Source organism: Nereida sp. NH-UV-3 (assembly GCF_042939535.1).
GTDB classification, from domain to species: domain Bacteria; phylum Pseudomonadota; class Alphaproteobacteria; order Rhodobacterales; family Rhodobacteraceae; genus Nereida; species Nereida ignava.
Genome location: NZ_CP132157.1, coordinates 1,338,457 through 1,353,575 on the forward strand (window position 1 = coordinate 1,338,457; position 15,119 = coordinate 1,353,575).

A 15,119-nucleotide genomic window follows, 5' to 3' on the forward strand; every position below is an offset into this window, starting at 1 on the left:
GAAACGATCCTTTTTGGCAGCCCCCGCAAACACTAGAATTCTTCGCCGAACTTATCAGCGATCAGTGCTTCCAAGGCTTGCGCCGCCGCATCTGCATCAGCGCCCGAAATTTCAACATTGATAAAACTTCCTTTCGATGCTGCCAACATCAAAAGCCCCATTATGCTGTCACCTGTGGCACTAAGCCCATCTTTACTGACCTCAACGTTCGCGGCGTGTTGCTCGACCACCTCGACAAATTTCGCAGAGGCGCGGGCATGAAGGCCCTTTTGATTGATGATCTCGAGGGTTTTGGAAATGGTTTGGGTCATAACTCGTATCCGGTTTGGCCCACGGTTCGGGCGTCCATATATTTGCGGCCAGCATCACGGGCGCCCAAAACGGCGGCCTTCAGCGGTAAGCTGCGGGTTTTCGCGAGCTTGATCAAAAGCGGCAAATTGGCGCCATAAAGGATCATGCGGTTTGCAGGGTTGCACGCGGCCAAACTAAGGTTGGAAGGCGAGCCGCCGAACATGTCAGTGACAACAACGACGCCGTCGCCTGTATCCACTGTGTTGGCGGCGGTGCAAATCTCGGCCTCTTTGGCGATGCGGTCGTGCTCGTAACTGATCTCAACAGTGACAATTCCCGCTTGCTGACCGACCACGTGTTCAACCGCGCGCAGATATTCGCGAGCCAATCCACCATGTGCAACGATCACAATGCCAATCAAGTGGATGTTCCTTTGAGGGGCAGCGAGGCGCTGCGGTGTCGGTCTAATTCGCGATGCCTAACTGACATTTCCCAGCCTTGTTGCGCAAGGGCTTTGGCCAGCATTTGTGCAACTGTGACGGAACGGTGCTGTCCGCCCGTGCAGCCAAGCGCCACCGTAAGGTGTGTCTTGCCCGACGCCTTGAACGCAGGGAACAGCGTGCGCAACATGCCAGTCAGGTGATCAAAGAACGGATCAAAAAGCGGATCGGCCATGACGTAATCTTGCACCGGCACATCAAGGCCAGTGTTTTCACGCAAAGCGGGCTCCCAATGGGGGTTGCGCAAAAAGCGGCAATCAAACACCAGATCAACCCCTTGGGGCAGCCCCCGTTTGTAGGCAAAGGATTGCACTGTGATCGCCAAATTTGCGGCACCACCTGTGGCGAAAGAGCCGCCAAGCGTTGTGATCAATTCTTGGGCAGTTAACGTCGAGGTATCAAAGATATAATCAGCGCGCTCGCGAATTGGGGCAAGCAACGCGACCTCGGCGCGGATGCCAAGCAACGGCGCGTCTTGCGGCGCAAGCGGGTGGCGGCGACGGGTCTCGGAATACCGTTGGACCAGCACATCTTCGCGGGCATCCAGATAGACCACCTCACACTGAACCCGCTTCATCAGCGCAAAAACCGCATCAACGGAAAAGTCACGGTTGCGCACATCAAGACCCAAAGCCATGCGCCGCGAGACAGGCGGTCCATCCAAAAGGCGCGGGATCAACGACAGCGGCATGTTGTCGATTGCCTCAAAACCTAAATCTTCTAATGCCGCGATTGCGGTCGCGCGCCCCGCCCCTGACGGACCCATCACCAAGACTACCGGCGCGGTGTCATCAGCGTTTTGCGCAATTGGCGTTTGGGTAGGCGTTGCACTCGGCTCAGACATCATCAGCAATCCCGCATTTGAGAAATTGCAGATAAGCCGCCGGTGCATAATCTGCAGCCACCGCAGGAACGACGCGGCACTTTAGCCCCAGAAATTCAGTATAGCTTGGTGCAGGCAACCGCGTGGGCGCTTTAGCATCTGATGGTGGCACCTGATCCAGATCGACCACAGCCATGACCTGCGCTTGCGCCGCAGGATTTGCGCGCAACACACCGATGCCGCGCGCCTCAATCAGGCCAGAAATATTGGGGGCGGCAGTCGCCATCAGGGCGCCATCAACATTGTGCAGAGCCGTTTGATCATCAGCCACCAATTGGGCCCCAAGCGCCATCATTTGCAGCCCAAGGGCCGACTTACCACGCCCCGAGGCACCCATAATCATGAGCGCGCGTCCATCAACAGCAACAGTGGTGGCGTGGATAAGGTCCATACCCAGCCCATAGCACGCCATCTGTTCAAATTGAAGAAAAACGCGCGGCTAAACCGGCAAGCCCACCACAAAGCGCGCACCCAGAGGATCAGAGGTGACATCCGCATCAGTCGGGCGGATGTTTTCGGCCCAGATGACGCCGCCGTGGGCCTCAACGATTTGCTTGGAGATTGCCAAGCCCAGACCCGAGTTATTGCCAAACTGCTGTTCCGGGCGCTCAGAATAGAAGCGTTTGAACACTTTGCTCAGCGCCTGATCGGGAATGCCGGGGCCTGTGTCTTCGACAACGATCAACACGCGATTGTCACGGCGGCGAACCCAAACGCGGATAGCGTCGCCCTCCTCACAAAAGGACACGGCGTTGGTGATAAGATTGACGAACACCTGCGCCAAGCGCCCCTCAAGACCGTCGATCATGATGGGTCCCGGTGGCAGGTCCGAGACCAGTTCCACCCCTTTGTCAGACGCACTTTGGCCCAGATAATCAGACAGGTTTGAAAGCATGTTCAAAAGGTCGAACGGCTCTTCTGTTTCTTTGACCAACTCACTGTCCAAGCGGGATGCGTTGGAAATGTCACTGACCAAACGATCAAGGCGCTGCACGTCATGTTCAATCACCTCAAGCAGGCGCTCGCGTTGATCATCGCGCTTGGCCACGCGCATTGTGCCCACCGCAGAGCGCAAAGAGGCCAGCGGGTTTTTGATTTCATGGGCAACATCAGCGGCGAACTGTTCATTCGCCTCAATCCGGTCATAAAGCGCGCCGACCATGCCGCGCAGCGCGCCAGACAAGCGGCCAATTTCATCCGGGCGGGCGGTTAAATCGGGGATGCGCACCCGCGACGGGGCGCGTTTAGAAGAACTTTTATCGCGCCCAATTTCAGCAGCCGCAGCCAGATCAGACAGCGGATTCGCGATTGCCGAGGCCAACACAAAACTAAGGCCAACACTGACAAAAATGGCGATCAAAAACATCTGCAACAGATTTTCACGCTCGCTTTTTACAAGCTGGTCAATCTCGCCTGCCGCACTTGCCATGCCGATTGCGCCGATGACCGCGCCATTGTGCAGGATCGGCGTGGCTACGGTGAAAATGGTTTGCCCGCTTGCATCAATGGCGGGCACGACCACGGTTTGCCCCGCCAGCGTTTGGCCCAACAATTGCCGCACAAGGTCTTGGGAGGTCACAGTGTCCGCACCAGCAGGCGCGCCGCCAATCACCCGCGCGATACCGCGCCATGCACCCGCCAGCATATCCGTGATGAACGTCCCGCCATCTGCGGGTTTGCCAAGAGCCGCGCTGTTGCCACGTTCCGCGCCCAGCGACTGCGCCACAAGAACCGCTGATGGGTCAAAAACGAAAACGTCTGACTGACCGCGCAGATCAAGCTCGGCCAATGTTTTGGGCGCGTCTACCCCGTCAGCAGTTGCCAAGTTTACAGGCGTACCTGCGGGCACCTGCGCCTCAAACACGTCTGCGATCAATTCAACTTCTGTCAACAAAGAGGCAGCGCGTTGAAAGGCCAAGCTGTCACGCGAGGTATTGAGGTAAAGCAGCCCCGCCACCAAAATCATCAAGCCCAACAAGTTGAAGGTGATGATCTTGCGCACCAAAGGCGAGCTTGTCAGCGCAGACAAACCCCGCCTGTCACGGCGCGCCCGCAGCTCTGTGTCGACCCCCTCTTTGGGGGCCACAAAGTCTTCACCCAAGGCGATGCTGGCCTCGCGCACTGACTTCAAGGAATGAATGTCAACGTTGCTCAACGCGGGCGCTCTATTCTTCGTTGTAGCGGTAACCGATGCCGTAAAGCGTTTCGATCGCGGCGAAATCACTATCGGCGGTGCGCATCTTTTTGCGCAGGCGTTTGATGTGACTGTCGATGGTGCGGTCGTCCACGTAGACTTGCTCGTCGTAGGCTACGTCCATCAACTGATCGCGCGATTTCACAAAGCCAGGGCGTTGCGCCAAGGCTTGCAGCAACAAAAACTCGGTCACAGTGAGCGAGACATCATTGCCCTTCCACGAAACCGCATGGCGGAGCGGGTCCATGATAAGTTCACCGCGAACCATGATTTTGGTTTCTTCGGTTTCGGCAATCTCAATCCCGTCAAGCGCGTCCTGCCGGCGCAATAGGGCGCGAATACGCTCTACCAAAAGGCGCTGGCTGAAGGGCTTTTTGACGTAATCATCCGCCCCCATCCGAAGGCCCAGAACCTCATCAATCTCGTCATCCTTGGACGTCAGGAAAATGACGGGCATCGCGCTTTTCTGGCGCAAGCGCTGCAACAAATCCATCCCGTCCATGCGCGGCATTTTAATGTCGAGCACAGCCATATCGGGCATCTGTTTGTTGAACGCGTCTAGGGCGGCTTGCCCGTCGTTATATGTTTGAACGTCAAAGCCTTCAGCTTCGAGCGTCATGGAGACAGACGTCAGAATATTCCGATCGTCGTCGACCAAAGCGATCTTGGACATACTACTCATCCTCAATTTTAATCGTTATTGCCTACTTTTTATAGGCAACATCACCGTTTTTGCCCTGCGAATCAACTGATATCTCGCAAACGGGGCTGACAGGTGCGGGCTGAGTAAGCGCATCACTTCCTTAAATGATGATAAACGTCGCAGATGAGAAACAGTGTTTGCGCTAAACCCAAATTGGTGGCGCTAACAGGGCAAATGCGTCCTGTTCAACTCTGGAAACGTCATGTTAAGCGCCTTGTATCCCGCGCAAATACCAGCGCCAACTCTTGGAGACTTCAAATGACACTTGGACGGGTCAACCCAAACCACACCCTCGACGCACAAGGCATCACGGGGCTTGGGCAAGTCTATTACAATTTGTTGGAACCAGCGTTAATCGAAACAGCCCTCAAGAATAACGAGGGTACTTTGGGCAAAGGTGGCGCCTTTTTGGTAAGCACCGGCAAGTTCACGGGCCGCTCACCCAAGGACAAGCACGTTGTGCGCACAGCCTCTGTTGCCGATAGTATCTGGTGGGAAAATAACGCCGAAATGTCCGAAGTGGGCTTTGACGCGCTTTATGAAGATATGCTGGCCCACATGAAGGGCCGCGATTACCACGTGCAGGATTTGTTTGGTGGATCGGACCCCGCGCAACGCCTTGATGTGCGCATGGTGACCGAGCTTGCTTGGCACGGATTGTTCATCCGCCACATGCTGCGCCGCCCCGAGCGCGCCGAGTTGGACAGCTTTGTGCCCGACTTCACCGTAATCAACTGCCCCTCATTCAAAGCGGACCCTGCCAAGCACGATTGCCGCAGCGAGACCGTGATTGCGATGAACTTCGACCGTAAAATCATCTTGATTGGCGGCACGGAATACGCGGGCGAGAACAAGAAATCTGTGTTCACATTACTGAACTACTTGCTGCCCGAAAAAGGCATTATGCCGATGCACTGCTCGGCCAACCACGCCAAAGGCAACCCTGTCGACACGGCTGTGTTCTTTGGCTTGTCAGGCACAGGCAAAACCACATTGTCTGCCGATCCCAACCGCGTGTTGATCGGCGATGATGAGCATGGCTGGTCCGACCGCGGGACGTTCAACTTTGAGGGCGGCTGCTACGCCAAGACCATCAATTTGTCCGCCGAGGCAGAGCCAGAGATTTACGCGACCACCTCCAAGTTTGGCACAGTCATTGAAAACATGGTGTTTGATCCCGAAACCAAAGAACTGGATTTCGACGACGACAGCCTGACCGCCAACATGCGCTGCGCGTACCCGCTTGAGTATATCTCGAACGCGTCCGAAACGGCTCTTGGTGGACACCCCAAAAACATCATCATGCTGACCTGTGACGCATTTGGTGTGCTGCCTCCAATTGCGCGCCTGACACCGGCCCAAGCGATGTACCACTTCTTGTCCGGCTTCACGTCAAAAGTAGCCGGCACAGAGCGCGGCGTGACCGAGCCCGAGCCCACGTTCTCAACGTGCTTTGGCGCACCCTTCATGCCCCGCCGCCCAGAAGCCTACGGCAATTTGCTGCGCGAAAAGATTGCAAGCCACGGCGCGACGTGCTGGCTGGTAAACACCGGCTGGACCGGTGGCGCGTATGGCACAGGGTCGCGGATGCCCATCAAAGCAACCCGCGCACTGTTGACAGCGGCGCTTGATGGCTCGCTCAACGAAGGGACTTTCCGCAAGGATCCGAACTTTGGCTTTGACGTGCCCGTTACTGTGGCTGGCGTGGACGCGAGCCTGTTGAATCCGCGCAGCACATGGGCCGACAAAGCGGCCTATGACGCCCAAGCGCAAAAGCTGGTGGATATGTTTGCCACCAACTTTGAGCAGTACGTGCCGTTCATTGATGAAGACGTAAAAGCAGCCGCAATCGGCTAACTCATAGCGCTGTGGCCCTGCCCCAAGCGGGCGGGGCCGCATGCAATCAGGGCTAACCCAGAACCCCGCGACGGATCAGGTTAAGCCCCGCCACAATCAAAACAACCAGGGTAATTTTGCGGAACTTGGCTTGGTCCAGCTTTGATTGCACCGCCATGCCCGACAGCAACCCAATGCCCGCAGGCACCAACATCAGTGCCGAAAGCGACCATGTTTGCGCATTGAAAATACCGGACTTCAGGTGGGCCGATAAAAGCACCACAGAACCCGCGCCGTAAATCACGCCCTGCACGCGCAAGTTCTCACGCTTGGCGATATCAAGTGCGGTCAGATAAAGCACCGTAGGCGGCCCCCATGTGCCCGATAGCCCCCCCAGCGAGCCTGCAAAAAGCGCTACGCCAATCTCAACCGGGCGGCGGTTGCCCGGATTGATCGACGGGCGCCAGCCGATCAGTTGCAACGTGGCAAAGAACGTCACAGGAATGCCCAAAATCAGATAAAGCACCCACCGTTCAAGTGATGTCACAAGCTGTGCAGTCACAAGGATCATCGACAAGCAGATCAACAAATAAAGCCGGTGCTTCTTGGCCGATTCGTAGGCCGCGCGAATACCAGTGCGAAAAGCCTGTAACAAATTGGAGGCGACTGTGGGCAGGATCAGCGTGGCAATTGCCAATTCGGGCGACAACAGCGTGCCAAGGCCCGAAACCATAATCATCGGCATCGCAAACCCCACGGCACCTTTGACAAATCCTGCAAGCAGGCCGATCATCACAAAAGCGAAGATAATAAGCGCGGGTTGTTCGAATAGAATTGTCATAGGAGCAGCTTTATCGGAATGCGCGGCAAACAACAGCAGGCAAATTCACTGCCGACACCGCCCTGCAAGACGCCAGTCCACTTCGACACATTTGTGCGTAAGGTGTAATTTTTGCGAATTATTATTGCGCTGCGAGTGCAAAGTGCGTATGCAGAAACTCAGTTTTGAAAAGGATGCTTCTCATGGCCCATGACGGACAAGATATGACCCTCACGCAAGCTACTGTTCTGCCTGATCTTTTGGCACTGACGGCGGATGCTATCGCGCCCTGCGAAAAAGTGCTGGAGACTGCGAAGGACTGCCTTCGCGCAACAGTCACGGACGGCGATCGCATCAGCGGGGCATTGATTGAACAAAACCAGACGGCGGCGCATGGGCTGGCGTGGTTGGCCACATATGTAGAGGCCCTGCGCCAAATGCAGAACTGGGCCGAGGGTTTGCAGGCATCCGGCACATTTGGTGAGACCGAACAGTTGCTGCATCAGATCGCCTTTGGTGAATACCTGTGGCAAATCTACGGTGGCATCCCGATGAACCAAGGCGAAATCCTGCGCCTGCAAGACATCGGCATGACCCAAGAGCAAATGGGCGCGCTGATGACGCCTGCGGTGATGAAGCTAACCCAAAGCGGCAACACCCAAGCCGCACGCAGCCGCCTTGTGGAACTGATGCAGGAGCAATCCGCCAACATCACCGTTGGTGCCTCTGGGCTGGATGAAGAGCTGGAGATGATCCGTGAGCAATTCCGCCGCTATGCGGTTGAGAAGGTTGAGCCCTTTGCCCACGAATGGCACCTCAAAGACGAATTGATCCCCATGGAGATCATCGAAGAGCTGGCCGAGATGGGTGTATTCGGCCTGACCATTCCCGAAGAATACGGCGGGTTTGGCCTGTCCAAAGCATCTATGTGCGTGGTCTCCGAGGAGCTTTCGCGCGGCTACATCGGTGTTGGCAGCCTTGGCACCCGTTCTGAAATTGCAGCCGAATTGATCATTTGCGGCGGCACAGAAGAGCAAAAGCAAAAGTGGCTGCCTCGTTTGGCAAGCGCTGAGACGTTGCCCACAGCCGTTTTCACCGAGCCAAACACAGGCTCTGACCTTGGTGCGCTGCGCACCCGTGCGGTCAAAGATGATAACGGCGATTATGCGGTGACCGGCAACAAAACGTGGATCACCCACGCCACCCGCACACAGATCATGACCCTGCTTGCGCGCACGGACCCCGAGACAACCAACTATAAAGGGTTGTCCATGTTCATCGCCGAGAAAACCCCCGGCACCGAGGAAAACCCTTTCCCGACCGAGGGCATGACCGGCGGCGAGATCGAAGTGCTGGGCTACCGCGGCATGAAAGAATACGAACTGGCGTTCGATAACTTCCACGTCAAAGGCGAGAACCTTTTGGGCGGCGCCGAAGGTATGGGCTTCAAGCACTTGATGGAGACATTCGAAAGTGCGCGCATCCAGACCGCAGCGCGGGCCGTTGGTGTGGCTGCATCTGCGCTGGACGTCGGGATGCAATACGCGCTGGACCGTAAACAGTTCGGCAAGGCGTTGATCAACTTCCCACGCGTTTCCAGCAAATTGGCCATGATGGCCGTTGAAACCATGGTCGCTCGCCAGCTGACGTACTTCTCAGCCAATGAGAAAGACGAAGGCCGCCGTTGTGATCTTGAGGCGGGGATGGCGAAACTTTTGGGCGCGCGGGTTGCGTGGGCTGCGGCCGACAACGCGTTGCAGGTCCACGGTGGCAACGGTTTTGCGCTTGAGTACAAAATCAGCCGAATCCTATGTGATGCACGCATCCTCAACATCTTTGAGGGCGCAGCAGAAATTCAGGCACAGGTTATTGCGCGCCGCCTTTTGGGATAGGCCGTGCAGCCAAACACATCTGACATGCAAAGCCCCTGCCACTGTGTGGGGGCTTTTGCGTTTGCGGCGCACACAAGGATATGAACTGCCGGCACTTGCCGCCCAATGTGTCAGCAGTAAGGTGCCTGCATGAAAACCGTTTTGCCCTTCGTTCTTTGCGCATCACTCGCGGCCTGTGCTGCAGATGAAACCATTACGGCTTATGGTGCCGGTGACCGCGTTTGGCGTGTTAGCGAAATAAACGGCGCAGCTTTTGACGCAACCGCAACAATCAGCTTTGCCACAGCGGGAACCGTGACAGGTACGGCGCCGTGCAACGCATTCACCGCACGTCAGATGGCGCCTTACCCGTGGATTGAACTTGGCCCCATCGCGGCGACAAAGCGCGCCTGCCCTGACTTGGCGCAGGAAGCTACGTTCTTTGAGACCTTGAGCGCGGTAAATACTGCGGATGTTCTGGGGGACATGATGATTTTAACGGCTGTCACTGACGGTGAAACCACAGCGCAGATGGTACTGGAAGCACGCTAAGACGGGGCCTCTGTTTGGGCTAAACGGCGCAGTGCATCCATCAGGCGGGTCCGTGCAGCAGGGACAGGCTTGCCCCCTAGGTTTTTCGCCAATTGGGTTTCCAGAAAATGCCCCGTTACTTTTAGTGCTTCGCAAATTTCGGTTGTGCTGGCGTCGCCTTCACCCAACAGAACAGGTGGCAGTGGCAACAATTTAGAGGCGTATTCGCCCGCTCCTTTTGCTGTCACAGCCCGCCCAGTTTTGGGGCTGACAAAGGCCAAGCCTTCTTGCGCACCGGTCACAGCGCAAGCGCTGAGATCAAGCCCGTAGCCCGCTGTTTCAAGCAGCATCATTTCCCACTGAAGATAAGCCAGCGGCCACACATCGTCTTGCCCAAGCAAATCAAGAAGAGCCGTGGAGCGCGCGTAAAACTCGGCATCCCCTTCCCCTTCAGCCAGTGAAAACGCCAGCAAAGACGTGACCGCCGTGAGCCCCGCCAACGCAAAGCGGTTGTTCATGGCAATTGCCGCGCGGCTGCGCTGTGGCTCAACGGTAAAAGCCCCAAGGTGTTCGGCCAAACGTGCTTTCCAAGTGACGTCAAGTTGTGCGCCAGCTTGCAACACCGGCGTCATTTTCCGGCTAGATGCGCCGCGCACCACCCCTGAGGCCAGACCGTGTTCGGCCGTGAACACTTCAATGATCGCAGCACTTTCTGCGTGGCGGCGCACCGATAGCAAAACGCCCTCGTCACGCCACGTGATCATTCGCTTAGACCCGGCTCATCCAGCAAATGGCGGCCTTGCCGGTCTTCGACCTCAATCACCCAAAGGTCAGGATCAAAGCCACGCTGTTTGCTTAGTGAAGCATCCACATCACGTTCGTCGCCCTCGGCCAGAATGACCCAATTGCGGTCACCCGTCATAATGTCAAAGCTGCGTTGGTAGGCCGTGGCCTTACCATCAAGGGTATTCATCTTGATCAAAATCGCCCCTGCAGTCAGATCACCTTTGGCCACCACAAACGCAGGAATATCCATCAGGCGCAGTCGCGTCAGATACGCCCCCACCCACACATCTGCGGTGAGACGGGCCAAACTCATGGGGCGCCGTCTTTGAAATCAAGCCCCATTTCGGAATAGCGCTCGGATTCTTCAAGCCAGTTTGGACGTACTTTGACCTGCAAAAAAAGGTGCACTTTGCGGCCAACGAATTCTGTCAGCTCTTCACGTGCCGCTTTACCAAGCGCCTTGATCGTCTCACCGCGGTTGCCAAGCACGATTCCTTTGTGACCGTCGCGCATCACATAGATCAACTGATCGATGCGTACCGAACCGTCTTCGCGTTCTTCCCATTTTTCCGTCTCTACGGTCATTTGGTAAGGCAGCTCTTGGTGCAAGCGAAGGGTCAGTTTTTCGCGGGTCACTTCGGCTGCAATCATACGCATGGGCAGGTCAGCGATTTGATCTTCGGGATACAAGTACGGCCCCTCCGGCACGACACCCGCAAGCCATGATTTCAACGTGTCCGTCCCGTGGCCTTTTTCGGCGCTGATGAGGAAAGTTTCTTCAAAGGCAAACAATGCGTTCAACTCTTTGGTCAGCCCCAGCAAAACATCCGCTTGGACGCGGTCAATCTTGTTGATGGCAAGGGCAACGCGTTGTGTCCCCTCACGTTCAGACAGGCTTTCAATGATCTGGCGGACCCCGTCCGTGATGCCGCGGTGAGCTTCGATCATAAGAACAACAATGTCCGCATCCGCAGCCCCGCCCCACGCGGCAGTGACCATCGCGCGGTCAAGGCGGCGCCGCGGGCGGAAAATACCGGGTGTGTCCACGAAGACAATTTGGCTTTCGCCTGACATGGCAACACCGCGAATACGGGCGCGGGTCGTTTGTACTTTATGCGTCACGATGGACACTTTCGCGCCAACCATGCGGTTGAGAAGCGTGGATTTCCCTGCGTTGGGCTCTCCGATGAGGGCCACAAATCCGGCGCGTGTTGTCATGGTTTTACCTTTTCCAAAAGCGCCTTCGCGGCGGCTTGTTCGGCGTTGCGTTTGTTGCCTGCGGTGGCCGTTGCGGCCTCGCCGCTGGCCAGCTGTACTTCGATTGTGAAGACCGGCGCGTGATCAGGACCACTACGTGATACTTCACGGTAACTGGGTGGGTTCTGCTTAAGGCTTTGCGCGTGTTCTTGCAGCGTTGTCTTGGCATCGCGGGCATCGGCCTCAACGGTTTCGACCCGCTTACCCCAAAGGCGCAAAATAGTGCTGCGCGCGGCTTCGAAACCGCCATCACGGTAAATTGCGGCAATTACCGCTTCCATTGCATCACCCAGAAGGGCCTCTTTACGGCGTCCACCAGACAGCATTTCGGAGCGGCCCAATTTCAGCACGGCACCCACATCAATGTCACGGGCCACGGCGGCACAGGTTTCTTTGCGCACAAGCGCGTTGAAGCGCGGCGCAAGTTTGCCTTCAGCAGCGGCGCGATCTGCATCAAGAAGGGCTTCGGCCATCACAAGGCCCAAAACACGGTCGCCCAGAAACTCGAGCCGCTGGTTGTCATCGCGGTTTGGCGTGGACATGGACGAATGGGTAACGGCCCGCACCAAAAGGTCGGGCCGTTCAAAGGCGTATCCCAAACGGGTTTGGAATGCTTTCAGGTCTGCGCTTAGCTTCATTGCAACTTCTTAAAGAAACGGTCCGCGCGCCATGTCCAAAAGAACAACATAGAGCGACCTTGTGAGCTGAAGATAACGCGGTCGGCGCGACCGATGAGATACTTGGCGGGGACAAAACCAACGCCCCCAAGTGACTGCGGAAAGCGGCTGTCAGATGAGTTATCGCGGTTGTCGCCCATGAAGAAATAGTTGCCTTCGGGTACCGTGTAGACGGGTGTGTTATCGGCGCTGCTGACGCGCACATCCAAGATTGAATGGGACGAACCATCAGGCAGAGTTTCGATGTATTTGTCTTTGATGCAATCCGCGCCAAGGCCAACCGACCCTTTGCAAGCGGGCAATCTTTTTTGCGGACCTTGGGCTTCGAACACCTCAACGAACTCACCAGCGGTTTCAATGCCCACGGGGGTGTCGTTGATATGCAGAACCGCGTTTTTCATTTGAATGCGGTCGCCCGGCATCCCCACAACGCGCTTGATAAAATCAGAGTTGTTCACAGGGTGGCGGAACACCACAATATCACCGCGCTCGGGTTCAGAACTAAAAATGCGATCCGGAATAGGACAGGCAGAAAACGGACAGGAATACTGTGAATACCCATAGGCCATCTTGTTCACAAACAGAAAATCACCGACCAGCAGCGTGTCTTTCATAGAGCCTGACGGGATCCAGAACGGCTGAAAGAACAGGGTGCGAAAGACGCCCGCAATCAGCAAAGCATAGACAACGGTCTTGATGGTCTCGCCGATGCTATCTTTGGCTGTGTCTTTTTTGGCCATAAAAGAGGTCCGATCTGTAAAAATGAGTTGGGGCTAGATGGGCCGCGAGGGCACGACTGTCAAGGTTTGCAGCTTATCCGCGGGCGGAAACGGGCCGTGCCTCAATCACAACGAAAGCCTGTGCCCATGGATGGTCATCAGTTAAGGTTACATGAACAATCGCCTCATGCCCGTCGGGCGTCATGGCGGCGAGGCGATCTTTGGCCCACCCCGTCACATGCATCACGGGCTGGCCTGTGCGCAGATTGCTCACGGACATGTCTTTCCACGCAATCCCCATGGCCAATCCCGTACCAAGCGCCTTGGAACACGCCTCTTTGGCAGCCCACCGTTTGGCGTAGGTGCCAGCAACATCTTTGCGGCTTTCGGATTTGCGTTTTTCTTCATCCGTAAAGACGCGGTTTTTGAACCTGTCGCCAAACCGATCAAGCGTGCCTTGAATGCGCTCTATGTTCGCCAAATCCGTGCCAATCCCAAGGATCATGCGCCGCACTCCCAATGGGCGAAATATGTGTCGACGGTCTTCACAGTGTGCGCGCGGCATCCATCAGGCGGCGCATTTCAGCCATCGCATCGGGCAAGCCGCGGAAGATTGCCTCGCCAATAAGGAAGTGACCGATGTTAAGTTCTTTGACCTCGGGCAATGCGGCGATGGGGCCGACGCAGCCATAGGTCAGACCGTGGCCTGCGTGGACTTCAAGCCCGAGGCTATGCGCGTAACTGGCCATGTCGGTCAGCTTGGCCAGTTCCGCATCACGGGTCAGCAAATCACCTTCGGCGAAAGCGTCACAATAGGCACCCGTGTGCAGCTCAATCACCTCTGCACCAATCCGGTGCGCCGCATCAATTTGGCGCGGATCAGCGGCAATAAAGATTGAAACGCGCGAGCCAGCTTCGCGCAGCGGCGCGATATAATGGGCAAGGCGGTTTTCCTCGCGGGCTACTTCAAGGCCACCTTCGGTTGTACGTTCTTCACGCTTTTCGGGCACAATACACACCGCATGGGGTTTATGGCGCAGCGCGATTTGCTGCATCTCATCAGTGGCCGCCATCTCAAAGTTAAGCGGTACCGTAAGCGCCTCCATCAACGCTTCGATATCCGCGTCACCGATATGGCGGCGATCTTCGCGCAGGTGTGCGGTAATGCCGTCGGCGCCTGCCTCTTGGGCGACAATCGCCGCACGCACAGGATCAGGCACAGCACCACCACGGGCATTGCGAACAGTCGCAACGTGATCAATGTTCACCCCAAGGCGTAGTTCCTGTGTCATCTCGCTGATCCCTTCGCACATCGTGTGATGTGGACATTAGGAGAAACCCGTGACGGTGCAAGGGGCGAAGCGAAAGAGTCACGGATCGTGAGGCTGACCTTCGACTTTTTTGGCCGCAGCCTTCTGTGCTGCTTTCTCGCGAATTTCGGCAAGTTTCTTTTTCAGCATACCCTTGCGGCGGTTCTTATAAGCCCGAATGACCGGCACGCTAAGGAAATAACAGGCGTAGGCACAGATCACGCCAGGAAAGATACCGCCCACAAGATAGGGATAAAACACTTCTGCAAAAAAGACGTGAAGCCCATGCCAATCCGCTACGCGGTCCGAAAACAGAGCCGTAAAATTATGCGCAAGATCAAGAAACGCATCAGCAAATTTACCGCCCAGTGAGCGTTCAACATCAATGACGGTACCTGTACCGAGCAAGAAATGCCCTGTCCCTAAGGACGCAGCCCCAATGGGAATATAGGTAAGCGGGTTGCCAAAAAACGTACCCAGCAAAGCCGCCAAAATGTTGCCGCGCATGGCCTTGGCAAGACCTGCCGCGATCAAGAAGTGCAACCCGTAAAACGGTGTGAAGGCCGTGAACACGCCCGCCCAAATACCACGGGCAATTGTTTCCGGCTCATCGGGCAAACGGCGCAAACGGTGTTTTACATAATGAAACGCGCGCGCCCAACCGCCGCGAGGCCACAAGAACTCGCGCGCAGTGCTCAGCCAAGACCGTTTATCGCGGCGTTTGAAAATCAAAATATGTCC

Annotated in this window: 18 protein-coding genes; 3 read left to right on the forward strand and 15 right to left on the reverse strand. The window is 56.2% G+C overall.

Annotated elements, in window-relative coordinates:
* Positions 1 to 32 precede the first annotated feature (32 nt).
* Genes NeNHUV3_RS06635 through NeNHUV3_RS06660 form a run of 6 tightly spaced genes read right to left on the reverse strand, consistent with a single transcriptional unit; the run spans position 33 to position 4,541 of the window.
* Positions 33 to 311, reverse strand: a complete 279-nt coding sequence (locus NeNHUV3_RS06635) for an HPr family phosphocarrier protein (RefSeq protein ID WP_391480499.1) — start codon at positions 309 to 311, stop codon at positions 33 to 35.
* The gene (locus tag NeNHUV3_RS06640) at positions 308 to 712 is read right to left on the reverse strand and encodes a PTS sugar transporter subunit IIA (RefSeq protein ID WP_048598354.1); all 405 of its coding nucleotides are present in this window, start codon (positions 710 to 712) and stop codon (positions 308 to 310) included. Before NeNHUV3_RS06640 ends, NeNHUV3_RS06635 begins: the two co-directional genes overlap by 4 nt.
* Entirely contained in the window at positions 709 to 1,635 is a 927-nt protein-coding gene (rapZ, locus tag NeNHUV3_RS06645) for an RNase adapter RapZ (RefSeq protein ID WP_391483194.1), read from the reverse strand. Before rapZ ends, NeNHUV3_RS06640 begins: the two co-directional genes overlap by 4 nt.
* Positions 1,628 to 2,065, reverse strand: coding sequence for an HPr kinase/phosphorylase (locus NeNHUV3_RS06650; RefSeq protein WP_391480501.1), 438 nt, complete (start codon positions 2,063 to 2,065; stop codon positions 1,628 to 1,630). The genes rapZ and NeNHUV3_RS06650 overlap by 8 nt, the downstream gene beginning before the upstream one ends.
* 48 nt (positions 2,066 to 2,113) lie before the next feature.
* A complete protein-coding gene (locus NeNHUV3_RS06655) occupies positions 2,114 to 3,829 on the reverse strand; it encodes a sensor N-terminal transmembrane domain-containing protein (RefSeq protein WP_391480502.1) in 1,716 nt (571 codons plus the stop codon).
* A 10-nt stretch (positions 3,830 to 3,839) separates the two neighbouring features.
* On the reverse strand, positions 3,840 to 4,541 hold the full coding sequence (locus NeNHUV3_RS06660; RefSeq protein WP_391480504.1) for a response regulator transcription factor: 702 nt from the start codon (positions 4,539 to 4,541) through the stop codon (positions 3,840 to 3,842).
* 288 nt (positions 4,542 to 4,829) lie between these two features.
* Between NeNHUV3_RS06660 and NeNHUV3_RS06665 the strand changes: the two genes are divergently transcribed.
* Positions 4,830 to 6,428 carry a phosphoenolpyruvate carboxykinase gene (locus tag NeNHUV3_RS06665; RefSeq protein WP_391480505.1) on the forward strand — a complete coding sequence of 533 codons (1,599 nt, stop codon included), beginning with the start codon at positions 4,830 to 4,832 and terminating at the stop codon, positions 6,426 to 6,428.
* Positions 6,429 to 6,480: 52 nt separating this feature from the next.
* Here NeNHUV3_RS06665 and NeNHUV3_RS06670 read toward each other — a convergent pair whose 3' ends face one another.
* Positions 6,481 to 7,248: a sulfite exporter TauE/SafE family protein gene (locus NeNHUV3_RS06670; protein ID WP_391480506.1), complete on the reverse strand. Its 768-nt coding sequence runs from the start codon at positions 7,246 to 7,248 to the stop codon at positions 6,481 to 6,483.
* 182 nt (positions 7,249 to 7,430) lie between these two features.
* On the opposite strand from NeNHUV3_RS06670, the gene NeNHUV3_RS06675 reads away from it, so the two are divergent.
* Both NeNHUV3_RS06675 and NeNHUV3_RS06680 read left to right on the forward strand, forming a co-directional pair.
* A complete protein-coding gene (locus tag NeNHUV3_RS06675; RefSeq protein ID WP_391480507.1) occupies positions 7,431 to 9,119 on the forward strand; it encodes an acyl-CoA dehydrogenase family protein in 1,689 nt (562 codons plus the stop codon).
* 129 nt (positions 9,120 to 9,248) lie between these two features.
* Complete coding sequence (locus tag NeNHUV3_RS06680; protein WP_391480508.1) at positions 9,249 to 9,650, forward strand: META domain-containing protein; 402 nt, start codon at positions 9,249 to 9,251, stop codon at positions 9,648 to 9,650.
* On the opposite strand, the gene recO is transcribed toward NeNHUV3_RS06680, so the two are convergent.
* From recO to NeNHUV3_RS06720, 8 genes are all read right to left on the reverse strand, one after another.
* Positions 9,647 to 10,390 carry a DNA repair protein RecO gene (recO, locus tag NeNHUV3_RS06685; RefSeq protein WP_391483196.1) on the reverse strand — a complete coding sequence of 248 codons (744 nt, stop codon included), beginning with the start codon at positions 10,388 to 10,390 and terminating at the stop codon, positions 9,647 to 9,649. The genes NeNHUV3_RS06680 and recO overlap by 4 nt on opposite strands.
* The gene (locus NeNHUV3_RS06690) at positions 10,390 to 10,728 is read right to left on the reverse strand and encodes a DUF1491 family protein (RefSeq protein WP_048598362.1); all 339 of its coding nucleotides are present in this window, start codon (positions 10,726 to 10,728) and stop codon (positions 10,390 to 10,392) included. Before NeNHUV3_RS06690 ends, recO begins: the two co-directional genes overlap by 1 nt.
* The gene (gene era / locus NeNHUV3_RS06695) at positions 10,725 to 11,633 is read right to left on the reverse strand and encodes a GTPase Era (protein WP_391480510.1); all 909 of its coding nucleotides are present in this window, start codon (positions 11,631 to 11,633) and stop codon (positions 10,725 to 10,727) included. Before era ends, NeNHUV3_RS06690 begins: the two co-directional genes overlap by 4 nt.
* Positions 11,630 to 12,310 (reverse strand): ribonuclease III, encoded by a 681-nt coding sequence (gene rnc / locus NeNHUV3_RS06700; RefSeq protein ID WP_048598364.1) that lies wholly within the window; start codon positions 12,308 to 12,310, stop codon positions 11,630 to 11,632. Before rnc ends, era begins: the two co-directional genes overlap by 4 nt.
* The gene (gene lepB, locus NeNHUV3_RS06705; protein WP_391480512.1) at positions 12,307 to 13,089 is read right to left on the reverse strand and encodes a signal peptidase I; all 783 of its coding nucleotides are present in this window, start codon (positions 13,087 to 13,089) and stop codon (positions 12,307 to 12,309) included. The genes rnc and lepB overlap by 4 nt, the downstream gene beginning before the upstream one ends.
* A 73-nt stretch (positions 13,090 to 13,162) precedes the next feature.
* The gene (gene acpS, locus NeNHUV3_RS06710; protein WP_341247077.1) at positions 13,163 to 13,573 is read right to left on the reverse strand and encodes a holo-ACP synthase; all 411 of its coding nucleotides are present in this window, start codon (positions 13,571 to 13,573) and stop codon (positions 13,163 to 13,165) included.
* 40 nt (positions 13,574 to 13,613) lie between these two features.
* Positions 13,614 to 14,360, reverse strand: coding sequence for a pyridoxine 5'-phosphate synthase (locus tag NeNHUV3_RS06715; RefSeq protein WP_341247078.1), 747 nt, complete (start codon positions 14,358 to 14,360; stop codon positions 13,614 to 13,616).
* A gap of 78 nt (positions 14,361 to 14,438) precedes the next feature.
* Complete coding sequence (locus NeNHUV3_RS06720; RefSeq protein WP_048598368.1) at positions 14,439 to 15,110, reverse strand: DUF2062 domain-containing protein; 672 nt, start codon at positions 15,108 to 15,110, stop codon at positions 14,439 to 14,441.
* Positions 15,111 to 15,119 lie beyond the last annotated feature (9 nt).

Bases quoted from the DNA above. Each gene is read 5' to 3' on its own strand.
- NeNHUV3_RS06635 (WP_391480499.1), bottom strand. From the start codon at position 311: ATGACCCAAACCATTTCCAAAACCCTCGAGATCATCAATCAAAAGGGC.
- rapZ (WP_391483194.1), bottom strand. From the start codon at position 1,635: ATGTCTGAGCCGAGTGCAACGCCTACCCAAACGCCAATTGCGCAAAAC.
- NeNHUV3_RS06650 (WP_391480501.1), bottom strand. From the start codon at position 2,065: ATGGACCTTATCCACGCCACCACTGTTGCTGTTGATGGACGCGCGCTC.
- NeNHUV3_RS06660 (WP_391480504.1), bottom strand. From the start codon at position 4,541: ATGTCCAAGATCGCTTTGGTCGACGACGATCGGAATATTCTGACGTCT.
- NeNHUV3_RS06665 (WP_391480505.1), top strand. From the start codon at position 4,830: ATGACACTTGGACGGGTCAACCCAAACCACACCCTCGACGCACAAGGC.
- NeNHUV3_RS06670 (WP_391480506.1), bottom strand. From the start codon at position 7,248: ATGACAATTCTATTCGAACAACCCGCGCTTATTATCTTCGCTTTTGTG.
- NeNHUV3_RS06675 (WP_391480507.1), top strand. From the start codon at position 7,431: ATGGCCCATGACGGACAAGATATGACCCTCACGCAAGCTACTGTTCTG.
- NeNHUV3_RS06680 (WP_391480508.1), top strand. From the start codon at position 9,249: ATGAAAACCGTTTTGCCCTTCGTTCTTTGCGCATCACTCGCGGCCTGT.
- NeNHUV3_RS06690 (WP_048598362.1), bottom strand. From the start codon at position 10,728: ATGAGTTTGGCCCGTCTCACCGCAGATGTGTGGGTGGGGGCGTATCTG.
- era (WP_391480510.1), bottom strand. From the start codon at position 11,633: ATGACAACACGCGCCGGATTTGTGGCCCTCATCGGAGAGCCCAACGCA.
- rnc (WP_048598364.1), bottom strand. From the start codon at position 12,310: ATGAAGCTAAGCGCAGACCTGAAAGCATTCCAAACCCGTTTGGGATAC.
- lepB (WP_391480512.1), bottom strand. From the start codon at position 13,089: ATGGCCAAAAAAGACACAGCCAAAGATAGCATCGGCGAGACCATCAAG.
- acpS (WP_341247077.1), bottom strand. From the start codon at position 13,573: ATGATCCTTGGGATTGGCACGGATTTGGCGAACATAGAGCGCATTCAA.
- NeNHUV3_RS06715 (WP_341247078.1), bottom strand. From the start codon at position 14,360: ATGACACAGGAACTACGCCTTGGGGTGAACATTGATCACGTTGCGACT.